Raw genomic sequence first — 25042 nt, forward strand, 5'->3', positions numbered from 1 at the left:
CGGCTGCCGCACTCGAGGCGGCTACGACGACGGCAGCTGCTTCCCGTAGTCCACCGTCTGCTCCTTCGGTGGCTCCGCCAAGGTGAAGTCCTTGCCCCACTCCGACAGGCGGAGCGTCCCCGCGTTGCCGGCGCGGACCAGGAGCAGGGGATACGGGCTTCCCTCCAGGGAGACGTCCAGGCTGCCGCCGGCGCCCTTGTCGCCGGTGATGCGGATCGTGCGGATGCCGTTCTGCTCGTGGTGGCCGTCCGTCGCCAGCGCGCCGTGCAGCGTGAGGAGCCCGTCCAGCAGGACGTCCTTGTCGGTGAAGCCGCTGAAGCGCTGGTAGGCCGGGTCCTCCGAGGGCACCTTCACGTACTTCCCGTCCAGCTTGCCCGCCGCGGCCGCCGAGCCCCCGCCGTCCCCCGAGCCGTCCTGCTGGTTCCAGAACGCCGCGTCGGCCTTCAGGAACAGGTGCTTGCCCACCCGCAACAGGCGGAACGTTCCGTTCTTCGAGGTGACCGACCCGCTGCCGCCCTCCCCCTTCAGCCGCATGTCCAGTGTGTACGTGCCACCGTTGCTGACCACGGTGCCGGACAGATGGACCGACTGCGCCGACTCGGCCGCCGTACGCGTCCGGCTCTGGATCTTGTCGGCGGGCAGTTTGCCGACCCCGTTGGTCCCGGCGTCCGGGTCCCCGCTGCCGCACCCCGCGAGCCCCGCCCCCGCCACGACCAGCGCGCACATCGCGCGCACCAGCGCGGCCCTGCGGTTACGGCCCGGGGGAATGATGGTCACAGGCGGGGCTGCCTCTCATACGGGGGTCCTCATCGGCGTACCGCAGAGTACCGGTGCCCGGGAGGCCTTCCCGAGCCGGTCCATCCGCATCCCCCGCAAGGGCGCCGCGCACCGGGACGGGCTAGCCTGAAGCCCACGCGAGCGGACGAAACGGCAGGAAAAGGAGGCGCGGGCATGGCCGCGAGCGCCCCTCGGATCTTCGTCTCACACCTGGCCGGAGTCGCCGTCTTCGACCCCACCGGCGACCAGGTGGGGCGCGTGCGCGATCTGGTCGTCATGCTGCGGGTGGGCCGGCGCCCCCCGCGGCTGCTGGGCCTGGTCGTCGAACTCGCCACCCGCCGCCGTATCTTCCTGCCCATGACCCGGGTGACCGGCATCGAGTCGGGCCAGGTCATCACCACCGGCGTGCTCAACGTGCGCCGCTTCGAGCAGCGGCCCACCGAGCGGCTCGTCTTCGGGGAGCTGCTCGACCGGCACGTCACCCTCGTCGAGACGGGGGAGGAGGTCACCGTCCTCGACCTGTCCGTGCAGCAGCTGCCGGCCCGCCGCGACTGGGAGATCGACCGGGTCTTCGTGCGCAGGGGGAAGGGCAGCACGTTCCGGCGCAGCAAGGGCGAGACGCTGACGGTGGAGTGGTCGGCGGTCACCGGTTTCTCCCTGGAGGAGCACGGGCAGGGCGCCGAGAGCCTGCTGGCCACCTTCGAACAGCTCAGGCCCGCCGACCTCGCCAACGTCCTGCACCACCTGTCCCCCAAGCGCCGCGCGGAGGTCGCCGCCGCACTGGACGACGACCGGCTCGCCGATGTGCTCGAAGAGCTCCCCGAGGACGACCAGATCGAGATCCTCGGCAAGCTGAAGGAGGAGCGCGCCGCGGACGTCCTCGAGGCGATGGACCCGGACGACGCCGCCGACCTGCTCGCCGAGCTGCCGGAGGAGGAGAAGGAGCGGCTGCTGAGCCTGATGCAGCCCGCCGACGCGGCCGACATGCGCCGTCTGATGGCGTACGAGGAGAAGACCGCGGGCGGCCTGATGACCACCGAGCCGATCGTGCTGCGGCCCGACGCCACCGTCGCCGACGCGCTCGCCCGGGTCCGCAATCCCGACCTGTCCCCCGCGCTCGCCGCGCAGGTGTACGTCTGCCGTCCGCCGGACGAGACGCCCACGGGCAAGTACCTGGGGACCGTGCACTTCCAGCGGCTGCTGCGGGACCCGCCGTACACCCTGGTCAGCTCGCTCGTCGACGACGACCTGCAGTCGCTCGCCCCCGACGCGCCGCTGCCCGTGGTGGCCGGGTTCTTCGCGGCCTACGACATGGTCGCTGCGCCCGTCGTCGACGAGTCCGGCTCACTGCTCGGCGCGGTGACCGTGGACGACGTACTGGACCACATGCTCCCCGACGACTGGCGCGAGACGGAGTTCCACCTGGACGAGGAGGGGGTCAGCCATGACGCCTGACCGCGAGAAGCTCCCCTCCGGCGCTACCGCCGCCACCCGGCGCCTCCGGCTCGACCAGCCGCAGCCACGCCGCGTCCGCCTGGTGCCGGAATGGGACCCGGAGGCCTTCGGGCGCCTGTCCGAGCGCATCGCACGCTTCCTCGGCACCGGGCGGTTCATCGTCTGGATGACAGGGGTCATCATCGTGTGGCTGGGCTGGAACATCATCGCCCCGGTCCACCTGCGCTGGGACCCGTACCCGTTCATCTTCCTGACACTGGTGCTGTCGCTGCAGGCCTCCTACGCCGCCCCGCTGATCCTGCTCGCCCAGAACCGCCAGGACGACCGCGACCGGGTGAACCTGGAGCAGGACCGCAAGCAGAACGAGCGGTCGATCGCGGACACCGAGTACCTGACCCGCGAGATCGCCGCGCTGCGCTCGGGCCTCGGCGAGGTCGCCACCCGTGACTGGATACGGTCGGAACTGCAGGACCTCATGAAGGAACTGGAGGACCGGCGGCGCTCCGACGGGCATGTCGTATTCCCGGCGGAGCGGGCGCGCGGACGTGACGTAGAAGACCGTTGACGGGCTTACCGCGGCCACCGCGCCGCGCCGTACCATCTCCTTATGGCTACGGATGACGCGGTGCGCGAAGCGCTGGCGACGGTGAACGACCCCGAGATCCATCGACCCATCACCGAGCTGGGGATGGTCAAATCGGTGGAGATCGGCGCGGACGGAGCGGTCGCGGTCACCGTGTACCTGACGGTCTCCGGCTGCCCGATGCGCGACACGATCACGCAGCGCGTGACCGAGGCCGTCTCGCGCGTCGAGGGCGTCACCCGCGTCGACGTCACGCTCGACGTGATGAGCGACGAGCAGCGCCGCGAACTGGCGACCGCGCTGCGCGGCGGCCAGGCCGAGCGCGAGGTCCCCTTCGCCAAGCCGGGCTCGCTCACCCGGGTGTACGCGGTGGCCTCCGGCAAGGGCGGTGTCGGCAAGTCCTCGGTGACGGTGAACCTGGCGGCGGCGATGGCCGCCGACGGCCTGAAGGTCGGTGTCGTGGACGCCGACATCTACGGCCACAGCGTGCCGCGCATGCTGGGCGCGGACGGGCGACCCACCCAGGTCGAGAACATGATCATGCCGCCGTCCGCGAACGGCGTGAAGGTCATCTCGATCGGCATGTTCACCCCGGGCAACGCCCCGGTCGTCTGGCGCGGCCCGATGCTGCACCGTGCGCTCCAGCAGTTCCTCGCCGACGTGTACTGGGGCGACCTGGACGTGCTGCTGCTCGACCTGCCGCCCGGCACCGGCGACATCGCCATCTCCGTGGCCCAGCTGGTCCCGAACGCCGAGATCCTGGTCGTGACGACCCCGCAGCAGGCGGCCGCCGAGGTGGCCGAGCGGGCGGGCTCGATCGCCGTGCAGACGCATCAGAAGATCGTGGGCGTGGTCGAGAACATGTCGGGCCTGCCCTGCCCGCACTGCGGCGAGATGGTCGACGTCTTCGGCACGGGCGGCGGCCAGCTGGTCGCCGACGGCCTCACCCGCACCACGGGTGCGACGGTCCCGGTCCTCGGCAGCATCCCCATCGACGTCCGCCTGCGCGAGGGCGGCGACGAGGGCAAGCCGGTGGTCCTCACGGACCCGGACTCCCCCGCGGGCTCGGCCCTGCGCGCGATCGCGGGCAAGCTCGGGGGACGGCAGCGGGGCCTGGCGGGCATGTCGCTGGGAATCACGCCGAGGAACAAGTTCTAGTCCCAGGGCTCGTACGACGAGGGGGCGCCGTCACACCGACGGCGCCCCCTCGTCGTACGCCCGGCCGAGCGCCGCGGCGTCGTACATCCGCTAAGCGGCGTAGGCGGTGATGTCCTTGATCACGGCGAAGGCCAAACCGTACGCGCTCATGCCTCTGCCGTACGCCCCGAGGTGCACCCCGGCCTCCGTCGCCCCCGCGAGCACCCAGCCGAACTCGGACTCCCGGTAGTGGAACGGCGTCGGCACCCCGTCCACCGGCAGGGACAGCGTCGACCACGCGGGCCCGGCCAGGTCGTCCGCGAGAACCCACGCCGTCTCGGTCTGCTGGTCGAGCCAGTCGTCACGCAGGGTGTGGTCCATCTGGCCCGGCCAGGTGAACGACAGCAGCCCCACGCCCGCCAGCCACGCCGCGGACGAGACCGTTGTGGCCTCCAGCACGCCGGTGCCGTCCGGGCTGCGCCGTACGGGGTTCTCGGCGACGGTGACCACGACCGCGAACCGTTCCTTGTCCTCGGTGGCCTCGTTGCGCACGGACGGCTCGTCCCCGTGTCCGATGGACCCGTGTTCCACGGTCCCGTCGGCCGCGGTGCCCACCTGCATCAGCCAGCGCGGCCCCGTGAACGCCTCGTCGAGGCCGTACCACGGGAAGGGTGCCCGGAGATAGCCGTCGACCGTGCGGCGGGCGGAGGGGAGCTGTGGTCCGCCCTCCGCGGCCGACGCCTGCGCGTCCACCCGACTCGTCGTCTCCATCTGCCCGGACGCCTCCTCGCTCTCGTCGGACCCGAGCGGCCCGCCCCCCACGGGCGTCCTCGCTCACAAACGGTCCGCACAACAACTGGGCAGCATAGCCACAGCGCTCCGAACAGCAGGGAAACGCCCGGCGCTTACCACCCTCCGCGCGGCGCAATACGGCCGTACGCACGCCGGTGGGCGTATGGCCTGCGTCACGTCAGGCGGGCACGCCGGGCGCCGGGCCGGGCGTGGCCGGCGGGGCTCAGGTGGCGTCCGCGTCGAAGGGCGGGCGCTCGTCGGGGTCGGTGCTCGTGGGCTTCTTCGTCATGTCGACGGTGCCGGTGGGGCCGGAGGACGCCGACGAGGAGGTGGACGACTCGGACTCGCGGCCGTGGACCGCGTCCGTGACCTCGGCCATCTCCTTCTTCAGGTCGAAGCCGTTGCGGATCTCCTTCAGCCCCAGGTCGTCGTTGTCCAGCTGCTTGCGGATGAACGTCTTGGGGTTGAGGTCCTCGAACTCGAAGTCCTTGAACTCCGGACCCAGTTCGTTGCGGATGTCCTGCTTGGCGCTCTCCGAGAACTCACGGATCTTGCGGATGGTCCGCGCGACGTCCTGGATCATCTTGGGGAGCTTGTCCGGACCGAAGACGAGCACGGCGATGACCACGATCGTGACCAGCTCGAGCGGTCCTATGTCATTGAACACCTGAAGCTCCTTGCGATGTCCTCGGTCCTCGGCCCTCGGTGGTCTGTGCGGGTCTTCCGTGGTCCGGGCCGGATCCACGGTACCCGCCGTTCCTGCCGTACCGGTACTGTCCCGGCACACCCGCCGCGTGTACACGATGGGTTTTCCGGGTTGTTTGCCTTGTGGGGCGGGTTTCGTCCCGTCATTGTGGGGTTCGCGTCAGCTGCCGTCCGCCGAGCCGAGGACGAGCGTGATCCTCCGTTCGGCGCCGCCGCGGACCACGGTCAGCTCCAGACGGTCGCCGGGGCGGTGGGCACGGGTCCTGATGATCAGCTCCTCCCCGGAGTGGACACGCACGCCGTCGACCTCCGTGATGACGTCGCCGGGCTTGACGCCGGCCTTGTCGCCCGCACCGCCCCGGGTGACGGCGGGGCCTCCGCCGGCGCCCTTGGCACCGACCCGGGCGCCGTCTCCCGTGTAGTTCATGTCGAGCGTGACGCCGATCACCGGGTGGGTGGCCTTACCGGTGTTGATCAGCTCCTCCGCGACGCGCTTGGCCTGGTTGACGGGGATGGCGAAGCCGAGCCCGATGGAACCCGCCTGGCCGCTCTGGTCGGATCCGCTGCCGGCCGAACGGATGGCGGAGTTGATTCCGACGACACGGCCCTTGCCGTCGAGGAGGGGGCCGCCGGAGTTGCCGGGGTTGATCGGGGCGTCGGTCTGAAGGGCGTCGACGTACGACACGTCGCTGCCGTCGCCCTTCTGGCCACCGGCGGTGATGGGCCGTTCCTTGGCGCTGATGATGCCGGAGGTGACGGTCCCGGCGAGGTCGAAGGGCGCGCCGATGGCGACGACCGGATCACCGACCTCGACGTTGTCGGAGTTGCCGAGGGGCAGGGGGGTGAGGCCGCGGACGCCGGTGACCCTGACGACCGCGAGGTCGTAGCCGGTGTCATGGCCCACGACGGTGGCCTTGGCACTCTGGCCACCGTTGAACGTCACCGTTATCTCGCCACCGGCTGCCGCAGGTTGGACGACATGGTTGTTGGTGAGGATGTGGCCGCGCCCGTCAAGGACGAATCCGGTCCCGGTGCCCTCCTCGGAGGTGCCCTTGACGTGCAGGGTGACGACGCTGGGCAGCGCCCGTGCGGCGATCCCGGCGACGCTGTCCGGGGCGCGCCCCGCGGGCTCCTTCCCCGCCTGCGGCAGCCGCACCTCCCCGATGCCACCGTCCCGCTCCCACGCGGTGCCGACGACACCGCCGACCCCTCCGGACAGGAGCGCGATCAGTACGCCGGCGAGGACGAGCGTCTTCCGGCCGCTCCGTCGCCGCTGCTCCGCGCCGGGCAGCGCGACGCCGTTCTGCTGGAAGGGGGCGCGGGGCGCCCACGGGTCGTAGTTCTGCCAGGGGGAAGGGGACGAGGGGACACCGCTCGGGTCGGTGGAGCCGCCCGGCACCGGTGCGGCGGGCGGCGCCGGCATCGCGGTCATGCCGGGCACGGGCGCGTCCGAGGGCGCGGGCGTGCTCCGTGGGGCGGCGCCGTGCGGGGACGCCGCCGCCGGGTGCTGGACCGGTGGGGCGGGCGCCCAGGGGCCCGGTTCGCCGTAGGGCGGGGTGTTGTAGGGGTCGGGATCGTGAAGGGCCCTGGGGCGACCGTCGAGTGCGTCGGGCGCGTCACCGCTCTGCCGAGGGTCGCTGTGCCCGGCAGAACCTTCCTGCGCCGTGCCCACGGCCACCGGGCGCTCCAGCTCGAAGTCGCCGTCCCCGTCGGCCGTCGCGGGGTTCGCGAGGCCATGGCCCGCGTCCCCGGTCCCCGCCACGACCGGGCGCTCCAGCTCGAAGTCGCCCTCGGCGTCGGTCTCACCGTGGGGGCGTACCCCGGCGGGGGCGGGCAGTTCGAAGTCGCCGCCGGACTCTCCGCCCGGCGCCGTACCGCCGTTCGTCGGCCCCTCGGCGTGGTGCGCCGCTCCGGCCCCGCTCGCCCCCTGCTCCGGTCCCGCCGCAGGGACCGGCTTCCCCTCGTTCATGATCTCCCCACACCCGCCGGCGGCACCCGGTGCCGCGGTTTCCGCGCCCGGTCAGCTTGCGCGGACGCGGGCACCACGGATTCAACCAGGTTCCCCGCGCGGGCGCGCGGCCGCTCAGTGGCCGGAGCTGGAGGAGGGCGAGGGCGTGTGGGACGTGGACGGCACCGGGCGGGCCAGCAGGCCGGGGGCCATCAGCCGAGGGGCGGTCGGCAGGGTGAACGGTCCGGTCTCGGTGAGCGGGCGTATGAGCGGGGACATCGCCGCCGCCCCGGCCACCACGGGAGCGGTCAGCGCGCGGATCTCGGAGACGTCCTGGATGCCGGGAGCGGGCACTCCGGGCAGCAGCGGCGCCGAGGACTGCGTGGGCGCGACGGGCGTCCGGTCCAGTGCGCGCTGCCCGAGCAGTGCTCCGGTGGATCGCCGCCGCTGTGCCTCGGGCGACGTGACACCGCCCGTACCCGGTGAGCGCATCGGGGTCACGTTGCTCTCGGCCCCGGACCCGCCGCGCGCCTCCACGCCGGTGTCACCGCCCACGCCGGACACGCCGCCGAGCGCCAGCGCGGCCAGCGAGACGGCGCCGGCGGCGACGAACGCGAAACGCCGCCCGCGGGACGCCGGCCGCTCGCTCTCCTGCCGGCCGACGGGATGGATGCGGAAGCCGCCGTCCTCCGGGAGGACGCGGTCCCCGGGGAGGGCACGGCTGTCGGAGGGCGACAGCGCCGCGGCGTGCGGGCCCGACGGGACGTAGCCGAAGGTCTCACCCCTCACTCCGAAGACGCCGGGCCGCGCGGGCAGTCCGGCGCCGCTCTGGAGTCTTCTGCCGAGTGCTCCCCCGCCGAGCGGCGTGCCACCGCCGTCGATGTCACCTCCCGCGGGCAGGCCCAGACCCTGGAGGCGGGCCAGGAAGCTCTCGGAGGGCGGCGGCGGGGCCGCCTCGGCGAAGACGTTCTTCAGCCGGCGCTGGGCGTCGGCCTCGGCCTTGCACTTCGCGCACGTGGCCAGATGGGCCAGCACGCGCTCGCGCGTCTCATGACCGAGCTCTCCGTCCACCAGGGCGGAGAGGCGGTCTCCCAGGTGCTGCTCTGCCGGTGTGGGGCGACGGGATCCACTCACGCGGTCGCGCCCCCTCCCCCCAGCGCGGGCACGCGGGGCACGAAGGAGCGGCGCTCGGCCGTGCGGGCCTGAGGCGCCCGGTGGGCAAGCGCCTTGCGCAGCTGCGAGCGGCCGCGGTGGATCCGGGAGCGCACCGTGCCGAGCTTGACGCCCAGGGTCGCGGCGATCTCCTCGTAGGACAGCCCTTCGATGTCGCACAGGACGACGGCCGCGCGGAACTCGGGCGCGAGCGTGTCGAGCGCCTGCTGGACGTCCGCGTCGAAGTGCGCGTCGTGCAGGACCTGCTGCGGCGTCGGCTCACGGCTCGCCAGGCGCTCCGCCGCGTCATCGCCGAGCGCGTCGAAGCGGATGCGCTGCTTGCGGCGGACCATGTCCAGGAAGAGGTTCGTGGTGATGCGGTGCAGCCAGCCCTCGAACGTGCCGGGCGTGTACGTCGACAGGGAACGGAAGACCCGCACGAAGACCTCTTGGGTCAGGTCCTCGGCGTCGTGCTGGTTTCCGGTCAGGCGGTACGCCAGGCGGTAGACCCGGCCGCTGTGAGTGCTGACGATCTCCTCCCAGGTGGGCGGAGTCCACGCCTGCGCGTCCGCGTCGGTGGCGAAGGTCGCGATCTGCGCGGTGTCGGCGGCGTGGTGGTTGTCAGCGATGTCGGTCACGGATTTCGGCTCACCCGATGACCCGAGAAGGAGCCGTAGCACCCCTCTCCGATCCGCAGGTGCAGCCGCACCTCCCCTGTCGGCTCTGGTGGTGTCCAGTGGAGCCCCTACCATAGCCACCTCGACCGTTAGCTCCGGATAAGCGGTTTTACGAGAATTTGATGCCCGCTGGTACGGCTGCGTCAGCACTTGCTCGGCACCCACGTCCACGCGTCTGTCCCGGTCCTTCCCCGCGCCCTCTTCCCGCTCTCCTCAACGCCCGGTCCCATCTGCGGGTTCCCGCCGTCAACGGATACAGTCACGCCCAAGCAATCACGGGGACAGGAGAGGGTCATTACCGGCAACCGGCAGACGAGCTGGGCGTTCGCCGACGCCTATGTCGCCGAGGACGACGCGCTGCGCTGGGCCCGGGAACGGGCCCGTGAAGCAGGGCTGCGCTCGGTGTCGCCCGGCACGGGCGCCGCGCTGCGCATGCTCGCCGCCACCGTGGACGCCAAGGCGGTGGCGGAGATCGGAACGGGATGCGGTGTCTCCGGGATCCATCTGCTGCACGGCATGCGGCCGGACGGCGTGCTGACCACGGTGGATCCGGAGCCGGAGCACCAGCAGTTCGCCCGCCAGGCCTTCCGAGCCTCCGGCTTCGCCAGCAACCGGGCCCGCTTCATCCCGGGCCGCGCCCTGGACGTCCTGCCGCGGCTCGCGGACGCCGGCTACGACCTCATGTTCTGCGACGGCGACCGGCTCGAGGTGCTCGACTACCTCGCGGAATCGTTGCGTCTGCTGCGTCCCGGCGGGCTGGTCGTGTTCGAGGGCGCCTTCGCCAACGGCCGTACGGTCGACTCGGGGCCTCAGCCCACCGAGGTGCTGCGGCTGCGGGAGCTGCTGCGCACGGTGCGGGAGAGCCCCGACCTCGTGCCCTCGCTGCTCCCGGTGGGGGACGGACTGCTGTGCGCGGTCAGGCGGTGAGCACGGCCGTGGGTGCGGGGCGGGCGGGCCGTCCGGGTCGAAGCACCCCCCGGAAGCCCCCCTGGAAAAAGCGGTCCCCGGCACCGCGTACGATGCCGGGGCAGCTGAAATCCGGGGTCTGCCGCGTCAGCCGACGACCTTCTTGAGGGCGTCGCCGAGCGCGTCGGCCTCGTCCGGGGTCAGCTCGACGACGAGCCGACCGCCGCCTTCGAGCGGAACGCGCATGACGATGCCCCGCCCCTCCTTGGTCACCTCGAGCGGGCCGTCGCCCGTCCGCGGCTTCATGGCCGCCATGCTCGTTCCCCTTCCTGAAACCAGCTCATCGTCAGCCGACGGCCCCTTGAAGGGCACGCGATCCCTCACAGGACACGCGACACCGGCATCGAACACATTGCTTCCAGGCCATTATCCCGCATCTCATGACCCGATGACCAACATCAGTCGGCATCGCTTGGGCAACACGCGCGAGCAAAACCACTCAATTCGCCGATGTGACTGTGATACTTCGCCCCCGCACGGACATCCGCCGACCGGATCCCTGCGGGAATTCTTTGACCCAGGTCACACGTCCGGTCCGTTCCTCGGACGGTGATCTCGGCCATGCTGTCCTTCGGACGTGGGCGTACCGGCCGGTACGCCCGAGGCGCGACACCGGAGGGGACCACCATGGCCGACACCGTGCTCTACGAGGTGAGCGACGGACTCGCGACGATCACGCTGAACCGTCCGGAGGCGATGAACGCACTGAACATCGCGACCAAGGTCGCACTCCGGGACGCGGTGCGGTCCGCGGCGGACGACGGCTCCGTACGCGCGATCCTGCTCACCGCCGCCGGGGACCGGGCGTTCTGTGTGGGGCAGGACCTCAAGGAGCACATCGGGTTGCTGGCCGCCGACCGGGAGACCGGCTCGGGCCGGACGATGAGCACGGTCCGGGAGCACTACAACCCGATCGTCCGGGCCCTGGCGGGTGCGCCCAAGCCGGTGGTGGCCGCGGTGAACGGGGTCGCGGCCGGGGCCGGCTTCGGATTCGCGCTGGCCGCGGACTACCGGATCGTGTCGGGCACCGCGTCCTTCAACACGTCGTTCGCGGGGGTCGCGCTGACGGCCGACTCGGGCGTCTCCTGGACGCTGCCCCGCGTGGTCGGTCCCGGGCGCGCGGCCGACCTGCTGCTCTTCCCGCGGAGCATCGGCGCCCAGGAGGCGTTGGAACTCGGCATCGCGAACCGGGTTGTCCCCGCCGACGAGCTGCGGACGGAGGCGGAGAAGGTGGCCGTGGCGCTCGCCGAGGGGCCGACGGTGGCGTACGCGGCGATCAAGGAGGCGGTGGCCTACGGGCTGACCCACTCCTTGGAGGAGACCCTGGAGAAGGAGGACGAGCTGCAGACGCGGGCGGGCTCGTCCGAGGACCACGCGATCGCGGTAGAGGCGTTCGTGAACAAGGAGAGGCCGAAGTACCTGGGCCGGTAGGTCTGCGACCAAGGTCGCCGTGCGCCGCCCCGGTCGATCGGCGGGAGTCAGTCGCCGCGGGCGGCGCAGTCCGCGAGGTGGTCGTTCACCAGGCCGCAGGCCTGCATCAGCGCGTACGCGGTGGTGGGGCCGACGAAGCGTATGCCGCGCTTCTTCAGGGCCCTGGAGAGCGCTGTCGACTCCTCGGTGACCGCGGGAACGTCGGCCAGGGTCGCCGGGGCCGGGCGGGATGCGCCGTCGGGGGCGTACGACCAGATCAACTCGTCGAGCTCGCCCGGGGCCCACTCGGCCAGCACGCGTGCGTTGGCGAGCGTCGCCTCGATCTTGGCGCGGTTGCGGATGATGCCCGGGTCGGCGAGCAGACGCTCCTGGTCGGCGCCCGTGAACGCGGCCACCTTGGCGATCCGGAAGTCGGCGAAGGCGGCGCGGAAGCCCTCGCGGCGGCGAAGGATCGTGATCCACGACAGACCCGACTGGAACGCCTCCAGGCACAGCCGCTCGTACAGCGCGTCGTCGCCGTGGACCGGGCGGCCCCACTCCTCGTCGTGGTACGCCACGTAGTCCTCGGTGGACAGTGCCCAGGGGCAGCGCAGCACGCCGTCGGGCCCCGCGACGGCCGCACCGCTCACCGGGGGTCTCCTTCGGCCCGCTCGTCCGCTGCCGGTCCTGCGGCGCGGGCGCCGGCGAGCGCGGCCTCCAGGTCGGCGATACGGGCGTCCCGCTCGGCGATCTCGGCGCCGAGGCGGCCGAGCGCGTCGTCCACGTCGGCCATGCGGTAGCCCCGGACGGCGAGCGGAAAGCGCAGGGCCTCCACGTCGTCGCGCGCGACGGGGCGGTCCGGCGGGAGCGGGTCTTCGAACCGCTCGGGGGCCGCCTCCGGCAGCGGGGTGCTCTCGCCGCCTCCCACCACGGCCAGTGTCACCGCGGCGACCACGACGGCGAGCGCGACGACCAGGAACAAGAACATGAGCATCACTTAAGTCCCCACGCTCGGTGCCGGCGCGCTGCGCGCCGACGCGGAAGTGCCGATGTCGAGTCTGTCTTTCTCTCTGGGTCAGATCGTGCCATGCGTCGCCGACAATTAAGGTCACAGGCGGCCGAGGAACGGAACGTACTGGAAGAGGTCACAGGGGATGCTCAGGCTGGGCAGGCGGGAATTCGGCGAGCACGAGCCGGTGATCATGGCGATCGTGAACCGGACCCCGGACTCCTTCTACGACCAGGGGGCCACGTTCCGCGACGAGCCCGCCCTCGCGCGCGTGGAGCAGGCGGTGGCCGAGGGCGCCGCGATCATCGACGTCGGCGGGGTGAAGGCCGGGCCGGGCGAGGAGGTCACGGCCGAGGAGGAGGCCCGGCGGACGGTCGGTTTCGTCGCGGAGGTGCGGCGGCGGTTCCCGGACGTCGTGATCAGTGTGGACACCTGGCGGCACGAGGTGGGCGAGGCCGTGTGCGAGGCGGGCGCCGATCTCCTGAACGACGCCTGGGGCGGGGTCGATCCACGGCTCGCGGAGGTCGCGGCGCGGTACGGGGTGGGGCTGGTGTGCACGCACGCCGGGGGTGCGCCGCCGCGGACGCGTCCGCACCGGGTGACGTACGACGACGTCGTGGCCGACATTCTGAAGGTGACGGTGGGGCTGGCGGAGCGGGCGGTGGCTCTCGGGGTGCCGCGCGAGTCGGTCCTCATCGACCCCGGCCACGACTTCGGGAAGAACACGCGGCACAGCCTGGAGGCGACGCGGCGGCTGGACGAGATGGTGGCCACCGGGTGGCCGGTGCTGGTGTCGCTGTCCAACAAGGACTTCGTCGGGGAGACACTGGACAAGCCGGTGAAGGAGCGGGTGTTGGGGACGTTGGCGACGACGGCGGTGTCGGCGTGGCTGGGGGCGCAGGTGTACCGGGTGCACGAGGTGGCGGAGACCCGGCAGGTGCTGGACATGGTGGCGTCGATCGCGGGCCACCGGCCGCCGGCGGTGGCGCGGCGGGGCCTGGCCTGACGGAGGTCCCTCGCCCCCGCCGCCCCTGCCCGTCCGACCTTCAGGGGCTCCGCCCCTTCGACCCCACCAGGGGCGGCTCCGCACCTGGAACCCCGGCGCGGCGGGGCTGCGCCCCCTGCACCCCTGACCAGGGGGGCCGCGCCCCTGAAGGGGCGCGGGGAACTGCGCGACCAGCCACGTCCGGCTCGCGGCCGGGCATCCGCCGAGTCACCTCCGGTCTTCGGGCCGAAGGCCGAAAGAGGGCCGGGGGCGGAGCCCCCAGGGGCGGCACCCACGCGCCGGGGGGCGTACCCGCCACCGGGCGACCCGCCGCCCGGTTCAGGCTCAGCGCCTAGCGTCCCGCCTCCTTGGAGACGAGGGCCACCGCCTCCTCCACGTCGTCCGTGAGGTGGAACAGGAGCAGGTCCTTCTCCGAGGCCTTGCCCTGGGCCACCAGGGTGCTCTTGAGCCAGTCGACCAGGCCGCCCCAGTACGAGGTGCCGTACAGCACGATCGGGAAGCGTGTCACCTTCTGCGTCTGGACCAGGGTCAGCGCCTCGAACAGTTCGTCCAGCGTGCCGAGGCCGCCCGGCAGGACCACGAACCCCTGCGCGTACTTGACGAACATCATCTTGCGGACGAAGAAATACCGGAAGTTCAGGCCGATGTCGACGTACGGGTTCAGCCCCTGCTCGAACGGCAGCTCGATGCCGAGGCCGACCGAGATCCCCTTCGCCTCGCAGGCCCCCTTGTTCGCCGCCTCCATCGCGCCCGGGCCGCCACCGGTGATCACCGCCCAGCCCGCCTCCACCAGGCCGCGCCCGAGCCGTACGCCCGCGTCGTACTCCGGCGAGTCCACCGGCGTCCGCGCCGAGCCGAACACGCTGATCGCGGGTGGGAGTTCGGCCAGCGTGCCGAAACCCTCGATGAACTCCGACTGGATGCGCAGGACACGCCACGGGTCCGTGTGGACCCAGTCGGTGGGGGCGCGCTCGTCCAGCAGCCGCTGGTCCGTCGTGCTCCTCGTCACCTGGCCCCGTCTGCGCAGCACCGGACCGAGCCGCTGCTCATCCGGTGGGATCTTCTTCCCCTCGGGGTTGCCGGTAGGCATGTGCGCTCCCTCCGCTCGGGGGTGGTTCCACCCCAGCGTAGATCCGCGCGGGTTACGGAGGAGGGACGTGGGCATGTCCGGCTCGGACGCCCCTCCCCCACGTCCGGCGGCAGATCAGGACGTCAGCCAGGCCCGCAGGCGCTCCTCCGCCGTGAGGATCTTCGCGGTCTCCACCCGCTCGTCCCGCTTGTGCGCCAAGAGCGGGTTGCCGGGACCGTAGTTGACCGCCGGGACGCCGAGCGCGCTGAAACGGGCGACGTCCGTCCAGCCGTACTTGGGCATCGGGGTGCCGCCGACCGCCTCGATGAACGCAGCCGCGGCCGGGTGGGACAGCCCCGGCAGGGCGCCCCCGCTGTGGTCGACCACCTGGAACTCCGCCACGCCGCAGTCCGCGAACACCTCACGGACGTGCGCGACCGCCTCCTCCTCGCCGCGGTCCGGCGCGTATCGGAAGTTGACCGTCACGACGCATTCGTCGGGGATCACGTTTCCGGCCACCCCGCCGGAGATGCCGACCGCGTTCAGGCCCTCCCGGTACTCCAGCCCGTCGATGACCGGGCGACGCGGTTCGTAGGCGGCCAGGCGGGCCAGGATCGGAGCCGCCGCGTGGATCGCGTTCGAGCCCATCCAGGAGCGGGCCGAGTGGGCCCGCTCGCCCCTGGTCCTCAGCTCGACACGCAGTGTGCCCTGGCAGCCGCCCTCGACCTGGCCGTCGGAGGGCTCGAGCAGCACCGCGAAGTCGCCCTCCAGCCACTCCGGGTGGGCGTCGGACACATGCTTCAGACCGTTCAGGTGTGCGTCGACCTCTTCGTTGTCGTAGAAGACGAACGTCAGGTCGCGGTTGGGCTCGGGGACCGTCGCCGCGATGCGGAGCTGAACGGCGACGCCCGACTTCATGTCGCAGGTGCCGCAGCCCCACAGCACACCGTCCGCGTCCAGGCGGGAGGGCACGTTGTCCGCGATCGGGACCGTGTCGATGTGGCCCGCCAGGATGACGCGCTCAGGCCGCCCCAGGTCCGTACGGGCCACCACGTTGTTGCCGTACCGGTCGACCGTCAGGTGCGGCAGGGCGCGCAGCGCGGCCTCGATGACGTCCGCGAGAGGCTTCTCGGTGCCGCTCTCGGAGGGGAAGTCGACGAGCCGCGCGGTGAGCCGAGCGGCGTCCAGCGTGAGGTCAAGCGGGGTATCGGCCATGTCCCCGACCCTAGCGCGCCCGACCGTGCGCGCCTGCCGCAGGAGTTGTCCACAGGGCCGGGCAACCGGCTGTTCACCTCCAGTACCTTGTACGGCGTGTCAGAGCCGTCCCCTACTCCCGTCCGACGTGGCCGCCTCCTCCGTTTCGGGGCGGCCTTCGTGGTCCTGCTCGCCCTCGCGGGCTATCTCGTCGTCCAGTACCTCACCGGTTCGGCAGCGCCGAGATGCCGGGTCGTCTCCGGAAAGGACGACGGGGCCTCGTACGAGTTCACTCCGGAGCAGGCGGTGAACGCGGCGACGATCGCCGCCATCGGCACCACCCGCGGCATGCCGGAACGCGCGGTGACCATCGCGCTCGCGACCGCCCTGCAGGAGTCCGGCCTGCGCAACATAGAACACGGCGACCGGGATTCGCTCGGCCTGTTCCAGCAGCGCCCGTCGCAGGGCTGGGGCACCAAGAAGCAGATCATGGACCCGACGTACGCGGCGGGCGTGTTCTACGAGCACCTGGCCAAGGTGCCGGACTACACGGGTCTTCCGCTGACGGTCGCCGCGCAGCGGGTGCAGCGCAGCGGCTATCCGGAGGCGTACGCGAAGCACGAGCCGGACGCCGTGCTGCTCGCCGCCGCGCTGACCGGCCGCGCGGCGGGCACGCTGACCTGCCAGGGGCGTCCCGCGCCGACGGCGACCGGGGGTCCCGACGCGGTGCGGGCCGCGCTGGTACGGGACTTCGGGCGCGACGTGCTCCAGACGGCCGGCGCGGAGGTGGTCCCCCGGCGGCCGTCGCCGTCTCCCACGGGCACGCCGACGGGGGCCGCCGACGACGCGGTGACGATCCCGGTGCCCAAGAGGTCCACCGCCTCGGGGACTGCCCGTGAGCGCGGCTGGGAGCTGGCGCACTGGGCCGTGGCCAACTCCTCGGCGCTGCACATCTCGCGCGTCTCCTTCGCGGGCCGGGAGTGGTCGCGCGGAGGCTTCGCCGGCGAGTGGCGTACGACCGGCTCCGGCGACGGGGAGGCGTCGGACACCGAAGTCCGCATCATCACCGGGGGATAGTCCGGGCAGCAGTACGAGTTCTCACTCCTGCGGGTAATGCGCGGCGCGCCTCGTCGACGGGGCGCGCACTTTTTTGCGCGGACTTCGGCGTACGCGCCGAGCCCCTTGCAAACAAAGGGCTGTAAGGATTCGGCAGACTTTCCGGCCGGTTGCCGTTTGCCCGATTTCATCCCCACCTGATAATGCGACGCATTGCCAACTCTTTACATCGGCTCACCGCAACCTTCGCGGGCTTCGAGCGGTAGTCACTGCGTCCGAGCCCGGAACGATGAACAGCCGAATCGGCCGAACTCCCGGGCGCAGTCGAAAACTTCACCGTTCTCTCCCGTCTAAGGAGCATCATGTCCCTCCCCCTGACCCACCGGATCGCCCGTGCCGCGCTGCTGATCGCGGCGGGAGCGGCGCCCGTGGTCGGTGCGGCCGGCTCCGCCAGCGCGGCGACCACCGATCTGCCGGCCGCCCCGAACCTCGGTGGGCTCACCGCCCTGGACACCGCGCAGGTCGGCACCGCCGTCGACGGCGCGGCCCAGAAGGCCGACGGTGCGGCGCAGCAGGTCACCGGGGTCGCGGGTGACACCGGCAGCCACGCGGTCAAGGCCGGAAGCCAGGCGGCCAGGAAGGCGGTGCCGGCGGTGAGCCGAACCGGCGGGAAGGTCGTCGGGACGGCGGCGCCGGTCGCGCAGAAGGTGGCCGGGGACGCGGCGGGGCAGGCCGGCGGGCTGCTCGGGGGCGCGACCAAGGGCGGGCTGCCGAAGGGGCTGCCGCTCGGGGGCTGACGCCTCCGGCGGTCGTACGGCTGAGGGTCCAGGGAAGTGTTCCCTGGACCCTCCGTCTGTTGCAGCTGAACTTGGCCGAAACCGTGCCCCGTGGCTGGGGGCTGCGCGGCCGTCGCGGTCACGCCAGGCGGTCCACAGCCGCCCGTACCCTCTCGTCCGTCGCCGTCAGGGCCACCCGTACGAACTTCTCGCCCGCCTCGCCGTAGAAGTCACCGGGTGCCACCAGAATGCCCAGGTCGGCCAGGTGGGCCACCGTCTGCCAGCAGGACTCGTCGCGGGTCGCCCACAGGTACAGGCTCGCCTCGCTGTGCTCGATCCGGAAGCCGTGCTTCAGCAGGGCGGCGCGCAGGGCCGTGCGCCGGGCCGCGTACCGCTCGCGCTGTTCACGGACGTGCGCGTCGTCGCCCAGCGCGGCCACCACGGCGGCCTGTGTGGGCGCCGACGTCATCATGCCGCCGTGCTTGCGGATCTCCAGGAGCGGGCCGAGGACCGCGGGGTCACCGGCGAGGAAGGCCGCGCGGTAGCCCGCCAGGTTCGAGCGCTTGGAGAGGGAGTGGACCGACACGATGCCGTCGTACGAGCCGCCGTTCACGTCGGGGTGGAGGACCGAGACGGGGTCGGACTCCCAGCCCAGCTCGATGTAGCACTCGTCGGAGAACAGCAGTACGCCGTGCTCGCGGGCCCAGGCGACGATCCTCGTCAGCTCCTCCTTGCCCAGCACCTTGCCCGTCGGGTTCGACGGGGAGTTGAGCCAGAGGAGCCTGAGGTCCCTCGGGTCCAGCTCCGTCGGGTCGTCGTAGGCCACGTGGTCCGCGCGGGCCAGGCGTGCGCCCACCTCGTACGTCGGGTAGGCCAGACGCGGGTAGGCGACCTTGTCGCCGGGGCCGAGCCCGAGCTGGGTCGGCAGCCAGGCGACGAGTTCCTTGGAGCCGACGATCGGCAGCACGTGCCGGTGGCTGACGCCGCGGGCGCCGAGGCGGCGCTCCACCCAGCCCGTGATCGCGTCACGCAGCTCGGGCGTGCCCCAGACGGTCGGGTAGCCCGGGGAGTCCGCCGCCGCCACCAGCGCCTTCTGGATCAGCTCGGGCACGGGGTCGACCGGGGTGCCGACGGACAGGTCGACGATCCCGTCCGGGTGCGCGGCGGCCGTCTTCTTGTACGGCTCCAGCTTGTCCCAGGGGAAGACGGGAAGGCGGTCGCGAACCGACTCCTTGGCAGGGTGCTGGCGGGAGACGGGAGGGCGGTCGGAGACTGCGGACACGGGATCGGGCTCACTTTCTGCTACGGCGGGCGCCCTCTGCGAACGGAGGTGCGCCAAACGCCTCGGTCCCGTGCGGCGCCCGGCGGGCACCGCACGGGACCGGAACAATTGGCCTCCGGGCCGCTTACTGGTTCATCGGGGGCAGCGCCGCGATGAAGGGGTGGTCGCGCTCGATCAGCCCCAGCTTGCTGGCGCCACCGGGCGAGCCGAGCTCGTCGAAGAACTCGACGTTCGCCTTGTAGTAGTCCTTCCACTCCTCGGGAGTGTCGTCCTCGTAGAAGATCGCCTCGACCGGGCAGACCGGTTCACAGGCCCCACAGTCGACGCATTCGTCCGGGTGGATGTACAAGGACCGCTGGCCCTCGTAGATGCAGTCGACCGGGCACTCCTCGATGCACGCCTTGTCCTTGACGTCGACACAAGGCTCTGCGATGACGTAGGTCACGCTGTCGTTCCTCCTCGGTAGGGCGCTGGCGGGCCTCCTCAGGCTCCGCCGCCTGGCGCGCGGGAGCGCGGCGTCGTCGATGCCCGCACCTAGTATCTCCGTTCCGGGGCATGATCCGAACAGGAGGGGTGAACTGACCTGTGGAAATCTCTGCGGGCGGACGGCTCGAGATCCGCATCACCGCTGCTGACGTGGGAAAACGCGTCTCCGTACGGCGGTGGAACGAACATGCCGCCGAGGGTGAGAAGTTCACCGACACGGTCGGAGTTCTCACATCATGGGATCAAGGTGTGCTGCTGATCACACGGCGGGACGGCCAAAGCGTCCGGATCGCGGAATCGTCGCTGGTCGCGGCCAAGGTCGTCCCCGCAGCTCCGGCGCGTCGCAGGGGTCCCGCGGCGTCCTACGAGGAGCTCGTTCGGATCGCCGCCCGGGCCTGGCAGCCGGTGGAGCGGGAGCGGCTCGGTGAGTGGGAGCTGCGGGCGGCCGCCGGGTTCACGCGGCGGGCCAACTCGGCACTGCCCCTCGGCGACCCCGGGCTGCCGCTGGACGAGGCCCTGACGGCCGTCCGGCGCTGGTACACGGAGCGTGGCCTGCCCGCCTACATACAGCTCGCGACCGGAGCCGAGGGCACGCAGGAACTGCTGTGCGCGGAGCTCGAGGCGCGCGGCTGGACGCGGGAGGTGACCGCCGAGCTGTGGACCGGCTCCCTGGCGCCCCTCGCGGACCGCGAGGCGCCCGGGGTGGAGGTGTCCCGCACGGCCGACGAGGCGTGGCTCGCCCGCTACCAGCGCAAGGGGCTGAGCGAGGTGGCTCTGAAGGTGCTCGGCGGCGGGCCCTCGGTGTGGTTCGCGACGGTGCCGGGAGCTCAGGGCGCCCCTCCGGCGGCGATCGGGCGGTGCGTGGTGGACGGGCGGTGGGCCGGTTTCGCGGCGGTCGAGGTCGACCCGGAGCAGCGTCGGCGTGGCCTGGCCACCGCCGTGATGGCGGCGCTGGCCAGGCAGGCCCTGGACGAGGGCGCTTCGGCGGCCTGGCTCCAGGTGGAGACGGACAACGAGGGTGCGCGGGCCCTGTACGCGGGACTGGGTTTCGGGGCGCATCATGCATATCACCACTACCGGGAGCCGGAGGGCTCTCGCGGACCGGTGACGTGAGGGGTGCGAGGTTGTGATGCGTGGCTCCCGTCCCCCGGAGCCGGAGCGGGCCGCCGAGGTGCGGCGGCGGTTCGGCGAGGAGGCGCGGTCCGAACGGCCGGATCTCGCGACGCTGTGCCTGCTCGTGGGCGCGGCGGCGGACGGGGAGCTGGACGAGGCCGGGATCGACGCCGCGCAGATCGAGCTGGACCGGCTGGCCGGGCTGGTGCCGTTCCGTCCGGACGGGCCGCGGGCCTGGGCCGAGGCGCTGGCGGACGTCCTCGGGGGCCGCTGCGGGTTCCGTGGCTCCGCCGCGGACTACGAGCGCCTGGAGTCGTCGTTGCTGCACGCGGTGCTGCGGCGGCGGCACGGGCTGCCGATCCTGCTGTCGGTGGTGTGGATCGAGGTGGCGCGCCGGGCGGGGGCGCCGGTGTACGGGGTCGCACTGCCCGGGCACTTCGTCGTGGGGTTCGGGCCGCCGGAGGAACAGGTGCTGGCCGATCCGTTCGACGGCGGCCGGGTGCTGACCGGCGGTGACGCCGAGATGCTGGTCGTCGGCGCCACGGGGGCGCCGCTCGATCCTTCGATGCTCACCCCTGCCGATCCGCTGGATGTCGTGCTGCGGGTGTTGAACAACATCCGGGCGTGGGCCGCGGCACGGCCCGAGCGGTCGGAGGTCGCACTGTGGGCGGTGGAGTTGTCGTTGCTGGTGCCGTCGCATCCGGCGCGGTTGCGGTACGAGCACGCGCAGCTTCTGGTGCAGCGGGGGGAGTTCCTGCGGGGGGCCGCGGAGCTGGATGCCTACGCCGACGTCGTTTCCGCCGTCGATGACGCGGCCGGGGAGCGGGTGCGGGGGCAGGCCCGGGCTGCACGAGCGATGCTCAACTGACGAGGTGCGGCTACAGCCAGCCCTTCTCACGAGCCATTCGCACGGCCTCCGCCCTGTTTCGCACCGCCAGTTTCTGTATGGCGGTGGACAGGTAGTTCCGGACCGTCCCCTGGGACAGATGCAGCGTCGCCGCCAGTTCCGCGTTGGTCGCGCCGTTCGCCGCCGCGCGCAGGACCTCGCGTTCGCGTTCCGTCAGCGGGTTGGCGCCGTCGGCCAGGGCGGCCGCCGCGAGCGTGGGGTCGATGACCCGTTCTCCGGCGAGCACCTTCCGTACCGCCTCGGCGAGTTGGGCGGCGGGGGCGTCCTTCACCAGGAACGCGGCGGCGCCGGCCTCCATCGCGGAGCGCAGATAGCCGGGGCGGCCGAAGGTCGTCAGCACGACCACCTTCAGCGCCGGCAGCTCGCGCTGCAGCTGGGCCGCCGCCTCGATCCCGGTGGCGCCGGGCATCTCGATGTCCAGCAGTGCCACGTCCACCTCATGAGCGCGCGCCGCCGACAGCACCTCGTCACCGCGGGCGACCTGGGCGACGACCTCGATGTCCTCCTCCAGGCCCAGCAGCGCGGCCAGCGCCTCGCGGACCATCGACTGGTCCTCGGCGAGCAGGACCTTGATCGTACGGCTCATGCCCCGGATCCTACGCGGGCCGCGGCGCCCACGGGCACGCGTGCGACCAGCCGGAAACCATGCCGGACGCGCCCCGCCTCCAGCGTGCCGCCGACCTTCTGAAGACGCTCGGTCAGACCCGTCAGACCGTTGCCCGGGCCGTTGCCCGCCCCTCCCGATCCGTCGTCCTCGACGGAGAGTTCCAGCATGGGCCCGTCGAGGGTCTGCCGTTGCAGCACCTCCACCGTGCAGCGGCCGGCGCCGCTGTGCCGTACGACATTCGTGACCGCCTCGCGCAGCGCCCAGGCGAGCACGGACTCTCTCTCCTCCGCGACCCCGGTGAGGTCGGGTTCCGCGGGTATGTCCGCGGTGACTCCGGCCGCCGTGAGGGCGACCTGCGCGCCCGCGAGTTCCGCGGACAGGCGCGGGCGCCGGTACCCGGTGACCGCCTCACGCACGTCGACGAGGGCCTGTCGGCTGACCCGTTCGATGTCGGCGACCTGCTGGGCCGCCTTCTCGGGGTGGTCGGGGAGCATACGGCCGGCCAGCTCGCTCTTCAGCGTGATCAGGGAGAGGGAGTGGCCGAGCAGGTCGTGCAGATCGCGGGCCAGGCGCAGCCGCTCCTCGTTGGCGGCGAGCTGGGCGACGGTGGCGCGGGCCTTGCGCAGCTCCACTGTCGTACGCACCAGTTGCCGCACGCCCGTCATCGCGAAGCCCAGGAGCGTCACCATCAACAGGAGGTTCCACATGCCGGTCACGCCGGTGTACCGGCCGACGAGCAGCATCGTGAGACTGTTCAGCGGGATCACCCAGTACGCGATCTGCAGCGGCAGGGTCGCGCCGCAGGTGACGGCGACGTACACGAAGAGGCCGATCCAGTTGCCGCCGAGGGCCAGGCACAGGACGACGGCGAGCGCGGCGAGCAGGGCGACCAGGGAGGCGACGGTCCGTCCCGAGAACGGCCGGCCCATGTTCCGGAAGACGACCGCCAGGTAGACACCGACGAAGGTCACGAACCCCACCCAGCCGGCCGCGTCGGCGGCGGCCGAGTGGTGGCCGGAGGTCAGGTCCTTCACCGGCGAACTGAGGAAGATCAGCCAGGGCACGATCCACACCAGCTTGCGCAGCGCCTCGGCCAGGCTGCGGGGCGGCTCACCCATGCGCATGAACCGCTCGACCCGGACCCCTTCGTGCAGTCGGTCTTCCGTCATGGCACTCACGCCTTCAGCGTGTCCTTCCGGTACAGCCAGGCCGCGCCGCCCGCGAAGAGGGCGAAGAAGACGACCAGGACGGCGATGTCCCGGGCGTGCGGGGCCTGGCTCTGTTCGATGGCCTGTCCGAGGGCAGCGTACGCGTGGGTGGGCAACCACTTGGCGATGTCCTGCAGCCACTGCGGGAAGGTCGTCGACGGCATCCACAGACCGCCGAGAATCGACAGCCCGAAGTAGATGATCATCGTGATCGGACGGACCGCGTCCCCGGAGGCGACGTACCCGATGGCGACGCCGAGCGCGGCGAAGACCAGGCTGCCGGCCCAGATGACGCCGGTGAGGGCGAGCCACTGCCAGGCGTCCAGGCGGACGTGCTTCACGGCCGCGGCGACCGCGAAGACGACGACGATCGACGGCAGGCTGACGACGGCGGCACTGGCCGTCTTGGCGAGGACGTAGCCGCGCCCCGGCAGGGTGGTCAGCCGCAGCTGCCGTACCCAGCCGCTCTCCCGCTCCTTGGCGATGCGCTCGCTGTTGCCCATCAGGACGGCGGTCAGGGCGCCGAAGGAGGCCATGGAGACCATCAGGTAGGTGGCGACGGTCAGGCCGGTGTCGCCGACCTTCTGGCTGGAGCCGGAGCTGCTCGAGAAGATCAGGTAGATGATCGAGGGGTAGATCACCGAGAAGAACAGGAACTTGCGATTGCGCAGGGCGCGGCTGAGTTCCAGCCTGATGAGCGCGTTCATGACTGCTTGGCCTCCTCGGCCTCGGTGATGGCGACGAACGCCTGCTCGAGCCCGAGCCCGGCGACTTCGAGGTTGCGGGGGTAGACGCCCAGCCCGTACAGCGCGTGGACGGTCGCGTCGGCGTCGGAGGACTGGATGCGTACGGTCTGCCCGGACACGTCTATGGCGGTCAGGAACGGCAGCGCGCGCAGCGGGGCCTCGTCGATCGGGCCCTCCAGGTCGAAGCGGACGCGCCGGGCGCCGGCCTTGGCCTTGATCTCGGCGGCGGTGCCGTCGGCGAGGAGCCGCCCGCGGTGCAGCACGAGCACGCGGTCCGCGATCGCGTCGGCCTCTTCCAGGTAGTGCGTGGCGAACAGGACCGTACGTCCCTGGTCCGCCTGCTCGCGCATGGTGGCCCAGAAGGCCTGGCGGGCGGAGACGTCCATGCCGGTGGTCGGCTCGTCCAGCACGATCAGGTCGCTGTCGCCCACGGTGGCGAGGGCGAAGCGGACGCGCTGGGCCTGGCCGCCGGAGAGCTTGTTGACCTTGCGGTCGGCGATCTGCGCGATGCCCGCGCGGGCCAGGACGTCGGTGACCTTGTACGGCCTCGGGTGCAGAGCGCAGCCGAGCTTGACCAGTTCGGCGACCGTGACCTCGTCCATCAGGCCGCCGCTCTGGAGCATTCCGCCCACGCGCCCGGCGACGATGGCCTCGCGCGGGGCGGCCCCGAACACGCGCACGGAGCCGCTGTCGGCCGGCTTCAGTCCGAGGAGCAGGTCGAGGGTGGTCGACTTGCCCGCGCCGTTGGGCCCGAGCAGGGCCACGGTCTCCCCCGGGTGCAGCTCGAGCGACAGGCCGTCCACGGCCCGTACGTCCCCGTAGGCCTTGGTCACCTTTTCGAACCCGACCACCACGTCGGTGGCCGCCACTGTCGTCGTCATGGGCCCATCGTCCCGGGGCCGGGGGCGTGCACGGCAGTGCCGGGTGTCGTCACTCCGGCATGACAGATGTCATGTCTGCGGCGTGACGTGGGGGGCGCCC

27 protein-coding genes are annotated in these 25042 nt (G+C 72.0%); 10 read left to right on the forward strand and 17 right to left on the reverse strand.

What is annotated here, in order from left to right; translation table 11 throughout:
* Window positions 1-21: 21 nt before the first annotated feature.
* The gene (locus tag ACFYZE_RS11010) at window positions 22-777 is read right to left on the reverse strand and encodes a hypothetical protein (protein ID WP_388991041.1); all 756 of its coding nucleotides are present in this window, start codon (window positions 775-777) and stop codon (window positions 22-24) included.
* Window positions 778-951: 174 nt separating this feature from the next.
* Between ACFYZE_RS11010 and ACFYZE_RS11015 the strand changes: the two genes are divergently transcribed.
* The 3 genes from ACFYZE_RS11015 to ACFYZE_RS11025 are packed head-to-tail and all read left to right on the forward strand — an operon-like array spanning window position 952 to window position 3973.
* Entirely contained in the window at window positions 952-2232 is a 1281-nt protein-coding gene (locus ACFYZE_RS11015; protein WP_388991043.1) for a magnesium transporter MgtE N-terminal domain-containing protein, read from the forward strand.
* Window positions 2222-2797: a DUF1003 domain-containing protein gene (locus tag ACFYZE_RS11020; protein WP_388991045.1), complete on the forward strand. Its 576-nt coding sequence runs from the start codon at window positions 2222-2224 to the stop codon at window positions 2795-2797. Before ACFYZE_RS11015 ends, ACFYZE_RS11020 begins: the two co-directional genes overlap by 11 nt.
* Window positions 2798-2839: 42 nt before the next feature.
* The gene (locus ACFYZE_RS11025) at window positions 2840-3973 is read left to right on the forward strand and encodes an Mrp/NBP35 family ATP-binding protein (protein WP_388991047.1); all 1134 of its coding nucleotides are present in this window, start codon (window positions 2840-2842) and stop codon (window positions 3971-3973) included.
* Window positions 3974-4063: 90 nt separating this feature from the next.
* Here the strand turns inward: ACFYZE_RS11025 and ACFYZE_RS11030 are convergent, their stop codons facing one another.
* The 5 genes from ACFYZE_RS11030 to sigE all read right to left on the reverse strand — a co-directional run bounded on the left by ACFYZE_RS11030 (window position 4064) and on the right by sigE (window position 9229).
* On the reverse strand, window positions 4064-4723 hold the full coding sequence (locus ACFYZE_RS11030; RefSeq protein WP_388991049.1) for a hypothetical protein: 660 nt from the start codon (window positions 4721-4723) through the stop codon (window positions 4064-4066).
* Between the two features lie 244 nt (window positions 4724-4967).
* A complete protein-coding gene (locus ACFYZE_RS11035; RefSeq protein ID WP_388991051.1) occupies window positions 4968-5411 on the reverse strand; it encodes a sec-independent translocase in 444 nt (147 codons plus the stop codon).
* 198 nt (window positions 5412-5609) lie between these two features.
* On the reverse strand, window positions 5610-7418 hold the full coding sequence (locus ACFYZE_RS11040) for a trypsin-like peptidase domain-containing protein (protein ID WP_388991053.1): 1809 nt from the start codon (window positions 7416-7418) through the stop codon (window positions 5610-5612).
* 114 nt (window positions 7419-7532) lie between these two features.
* A complete protein-coding gene (locus tag ACFYZE_RS11045) occupies window positions 7533-8531 on the reverse strand; it encodes an anti-sigma factor family protein (protein WP_388991055.1) in 999 nt (332 codons plus the stop codon).
* Window positions 8528-9229 carry an RNA polymerase sigma factor SigE gene (sigE, locus tag ACFYZE_RS11050; protein WP_388991057.1) on the reverse strand — a complete coding sequence of 234 codons (702 nt, stop codon included), beginning with the start codon at window positions 9227-9229 and terminating at the stop codon, window positions 8528-8530. Before sigE ends, ACFYZE_RS11045 begins: the two co-directional genes overlap by 4 nt.
* 225 nt (window positions 9230-9454) lie before the next feature.
* On the opposite strand from sigE, the gene ACFYZE_RS11055 reads away from it, so the two are divergent.
* The gene (locus ACFYZE_RS11055) at window positions 9455-10153 is read left to right on the forward strand and encodes an O-methyltransferase (RefSeq protein WP_388991459.1); all 699 of its coding nucleotides are present in this window, start codon (window positions 9455-9457) and stop codon (window positions 10151-10153) included.
* 126 nt (window positions 10154-10279) lie between these two features.
* Here the strand turns inward: ACFYZE_RS11055 and ACFYZE_RS11060 are convergent, their stop codons facing one another.
* A complete protein-coding gene (locus ACFYZE_RS11060) occupies window positions 10280-10447 on the reverse strand; it encodes a DUF3117 domain-containing protein (RefSeq protein ID WP_003966491.1) in 168 nt (55 codons plus the stop codon).
* Between the two features lie 372 nt (window positions 10448-10819).
* Between ACFYZE_RS11060 and ACFYZE_RS11065 the strand changes: the two genes are divergently transcribed.
* Entirely contained in the window at window positions 10820-11623 is an 804-nt protein-coding gene (locus ACFYZE_RS11065; RefSeq protein ID WP_388991059.1) for an enoyl-CoA hydratase/isomerase family protein, read from the forward strand.
* A 47-nt stretch (window positions 11624-11670) separates the two neighbouring features.
* Here the strand turns inward: ACFYZE_RS11065 and ACFYZE_RS11070 are convergent, their stop codons facing one another.
* A complete protein-coding gene (locus tag ACFYZE_RS11070; RefSeq protein WP_388991061.1) occupies window positions 11671-12252 on the reverse strand; it encodes a DNA-3-methyladenine glycosylase I in 582 nt (193 codons plus the stop codon).
* Window positions 12249-12596, reverse strand: a complete 348-nt coding sequence (locus ACFYZE_RS11075) for a DivIVA domain-containing protein (RefSeq protein WP_388991063.1) — start codon at window positions 12594-12596, stop codon at window positions 12249-12251. The genes ACFYZE_RS11070 and ACFYZE_RS11075 overlap by 4 nt, the downstream gene beginning before the upstream one ends.
* 160 nt (window positions 12597-12756) lie before the next feature.
* Between ACFYZE_RS11075 and folP the strand changes: the two genes are divergently transcribed.
* Window positions 12757-13617, forward strand: a complete 861-nt coding sequence (gene folP / locus ACFYZE_RS11080) for a dihydropteroate synthase (RefSeq protein ID WP_388991065.1) — start codon at window positions 12757-12759, stop codon at window positions 13615-13617.
* A gap of 331 nt (window positions 13618-13948) precedes the next feature.
* Here folP and ACFYZE_RS11085 read toward each other — a convergent pair whose 3' ends face one another.
* Both ACFYZE_RS11085 and dapE read right to left on the reverse strand, forming a co-directional pair.
* Complete coding sequence (locus ACFYZE_RS11085; RefSeq protein WP_388991067.1) at window positions 13949-14707, reverse strand: TIGR00730 family Rossman fold protein; 759 nt, start codon at window positions 14705-14707, stop codon at window positions 13949-13951.
* Between the two features lie 114 nt (window positions 14708-14821).
* Window positions 14822-15901 carry a succinyl-diaminopimelate desuccinylase gene (gene dapE / locus ACFYZE_RS11090; RefSeq protein WP_388991069.1) on the reverse strand — a complete coding sequence of 360 codons (1080 nt, stop codon included), beginning with the start codon at window positions 15899-15901 and terminating at the stop codon, window positions 14822-14824.
* 96 nt (window positions 15902-15997) lie between these two features.
* Here dapE and ACFYZE_RS11095 point away from each other — a divergent pair, with 96 nt between their 5' ends.
* Both ACFYZE_RS11095 and ACFYZE_RS11100 read left to right on the forward strand, forming a co-directional pair.
* Window positions 15998-16957, forward strand: a complete 960-nt coding sequence (locus ACFYZE_RS11095; RefSeq protein WP_388991071.1) for a heavy metal transporter — start codon at window positions 15998-16000, stop codon at window positions 16955-16957.
* A 341-nt stretch (window positions 16958-17298) separates the two neighbouring features.
* The gene (locus ACFYZE_RS11100; protein ID WP_388991073.1) at window positions 17299-17733 is read left to right on the forward strand and encodes an ATP-binding protein; all 435 of its coding nucleotides are present in this window, start codon (window positions 17299-17301) and stop codon (window positions 17731-17733) included.
* Between the two features lie 118 nt (window positions 17734-17851).
* Here ACFYZE_RS11100 and ACFYZE_RS11105 read toward each other — a convergent pair whose 3' ends face one another.
* Window positions 17852-18994, reverse strand: a complete 1143-nt coding sequence (locus ACFYZE_RS11105) for a bifunctional succinyldiaminopimelate transaminase/glutamate-prephenate aminotransferase (RefSeq protein WP_388991075.1) — start codon at window positions 18992-18994, stop codon at window positions 17852-17854.
* Window positions 18995-19118: 124 nt separating this feature from the next.
* Entirely contained in the window at window positions 19119-19439 is a 321-nt protein-coding gene (gene fdxA / locus ACFYZE_RS11110; RefSeq protein WP_043443616.1) for a ferredoxin, read from the reverse strand.
* A gap of 140 nt (window positions 19440-19579) precedes the next feature.
* On the opposite strand from fdxA, the gene ACFYZE_RS11115 reads away from it, so the two are divergent.
* Both ACFYZE_RS11115 and ACFYZE_RS11120 read left to right on the forward strand, forming a co-directional pair.
* Entirely contained in the window at window positions 19580-20593 is a 1014-nt protein-coding gene (locus tag ACFYZE_RS11115) for a GNAT family N-acetyltransferase (protein WP_388991077.1), read from the forward strand.
* A 16-nt stretch (window positions 20594-20609) separates the two neighbouring features.
* A complete protein-coding gene (locus ACFYZE_RS11120; protein WP_388991079.1) occupies window positions 20610-21461 on the forward strand; it encodes a transglutaminase-like domain-containing protein in 852 nt (283 codons plus the stop codon).
* Between the two features lie 10 nt (window positions 21462-21471).
* Here the strand turns inward: ACFYZE_RS11120 and ACFYZE_RS11125 are convergent, their stop codons facing one another.
* From ACFYZE_RS11125 to ACFYZE_RS11140, 4 genes are read right to left on the reverse strand one after another with little or no spacing between them, the layout of a single operon-like run.
* On the reverse strand, window positions 21472-22086 hold the full coding sequence (locus ACFYZE_RS11125) for a response regulator transcription factor (RefSeq protein WP_388991081.1): 615 nt from the start codon (window positions 22084-22086) through the stop codon (window positions 21472-21474).
* Window positions 22083-23276, reverse strand: a complete 1194-nt coding sequence (locus ACFYZE_RS11130) for a sensor histidine kinase (protein ID WP_388991083.1) — start codon at window positions 23274-23276, stop codon at window positions 22083-22085. Before ACFYZE_RS11130 ends, ACFYZE_RS11125 begins: the two co-directional genes overlap by 4 nt.
* A gap of 5 nt (window positions 23277-23281) precedes the next feature.
* Window positions 23282-24022 (reverse strand): ABC transporter permease, encoded by a 741-nt coding sequence (locus ACFYZE_RS11135; protein WP_388991085.1) that lies wholly within the window; start codon window positions 24020-24022, stop codon window positions 23282-23284.
* Window positions 24019-24942 (reverse strand): ABC transporter ATP-binding protein, encoded by a 924-nt coding sequence (locus tag ACFYZE_RS11140; protein WP_388991087.1) that lies wholly within the window; start codon window positions 24940-24942, stop codon window positions 24019-24021. Before ACFYZE_RS11140 ends, ACFYZE_RS11135 begins: the two co-directional genes overlap by 4 nt.
* Between the last annotated feature and the right edge of the window lie 100 nt (window positions 24943-25042).

It is taken from the genome of Streptomyces sp. NPDC001796, assembly GCF_042892355.1.
In the GTDB taxonomy this organism is placed as follows: domain Bacteria; phylum Actinomycetota; class Actinomycetes; order Streptomycetales; family Streptomycetaceae; genus Streptomyces.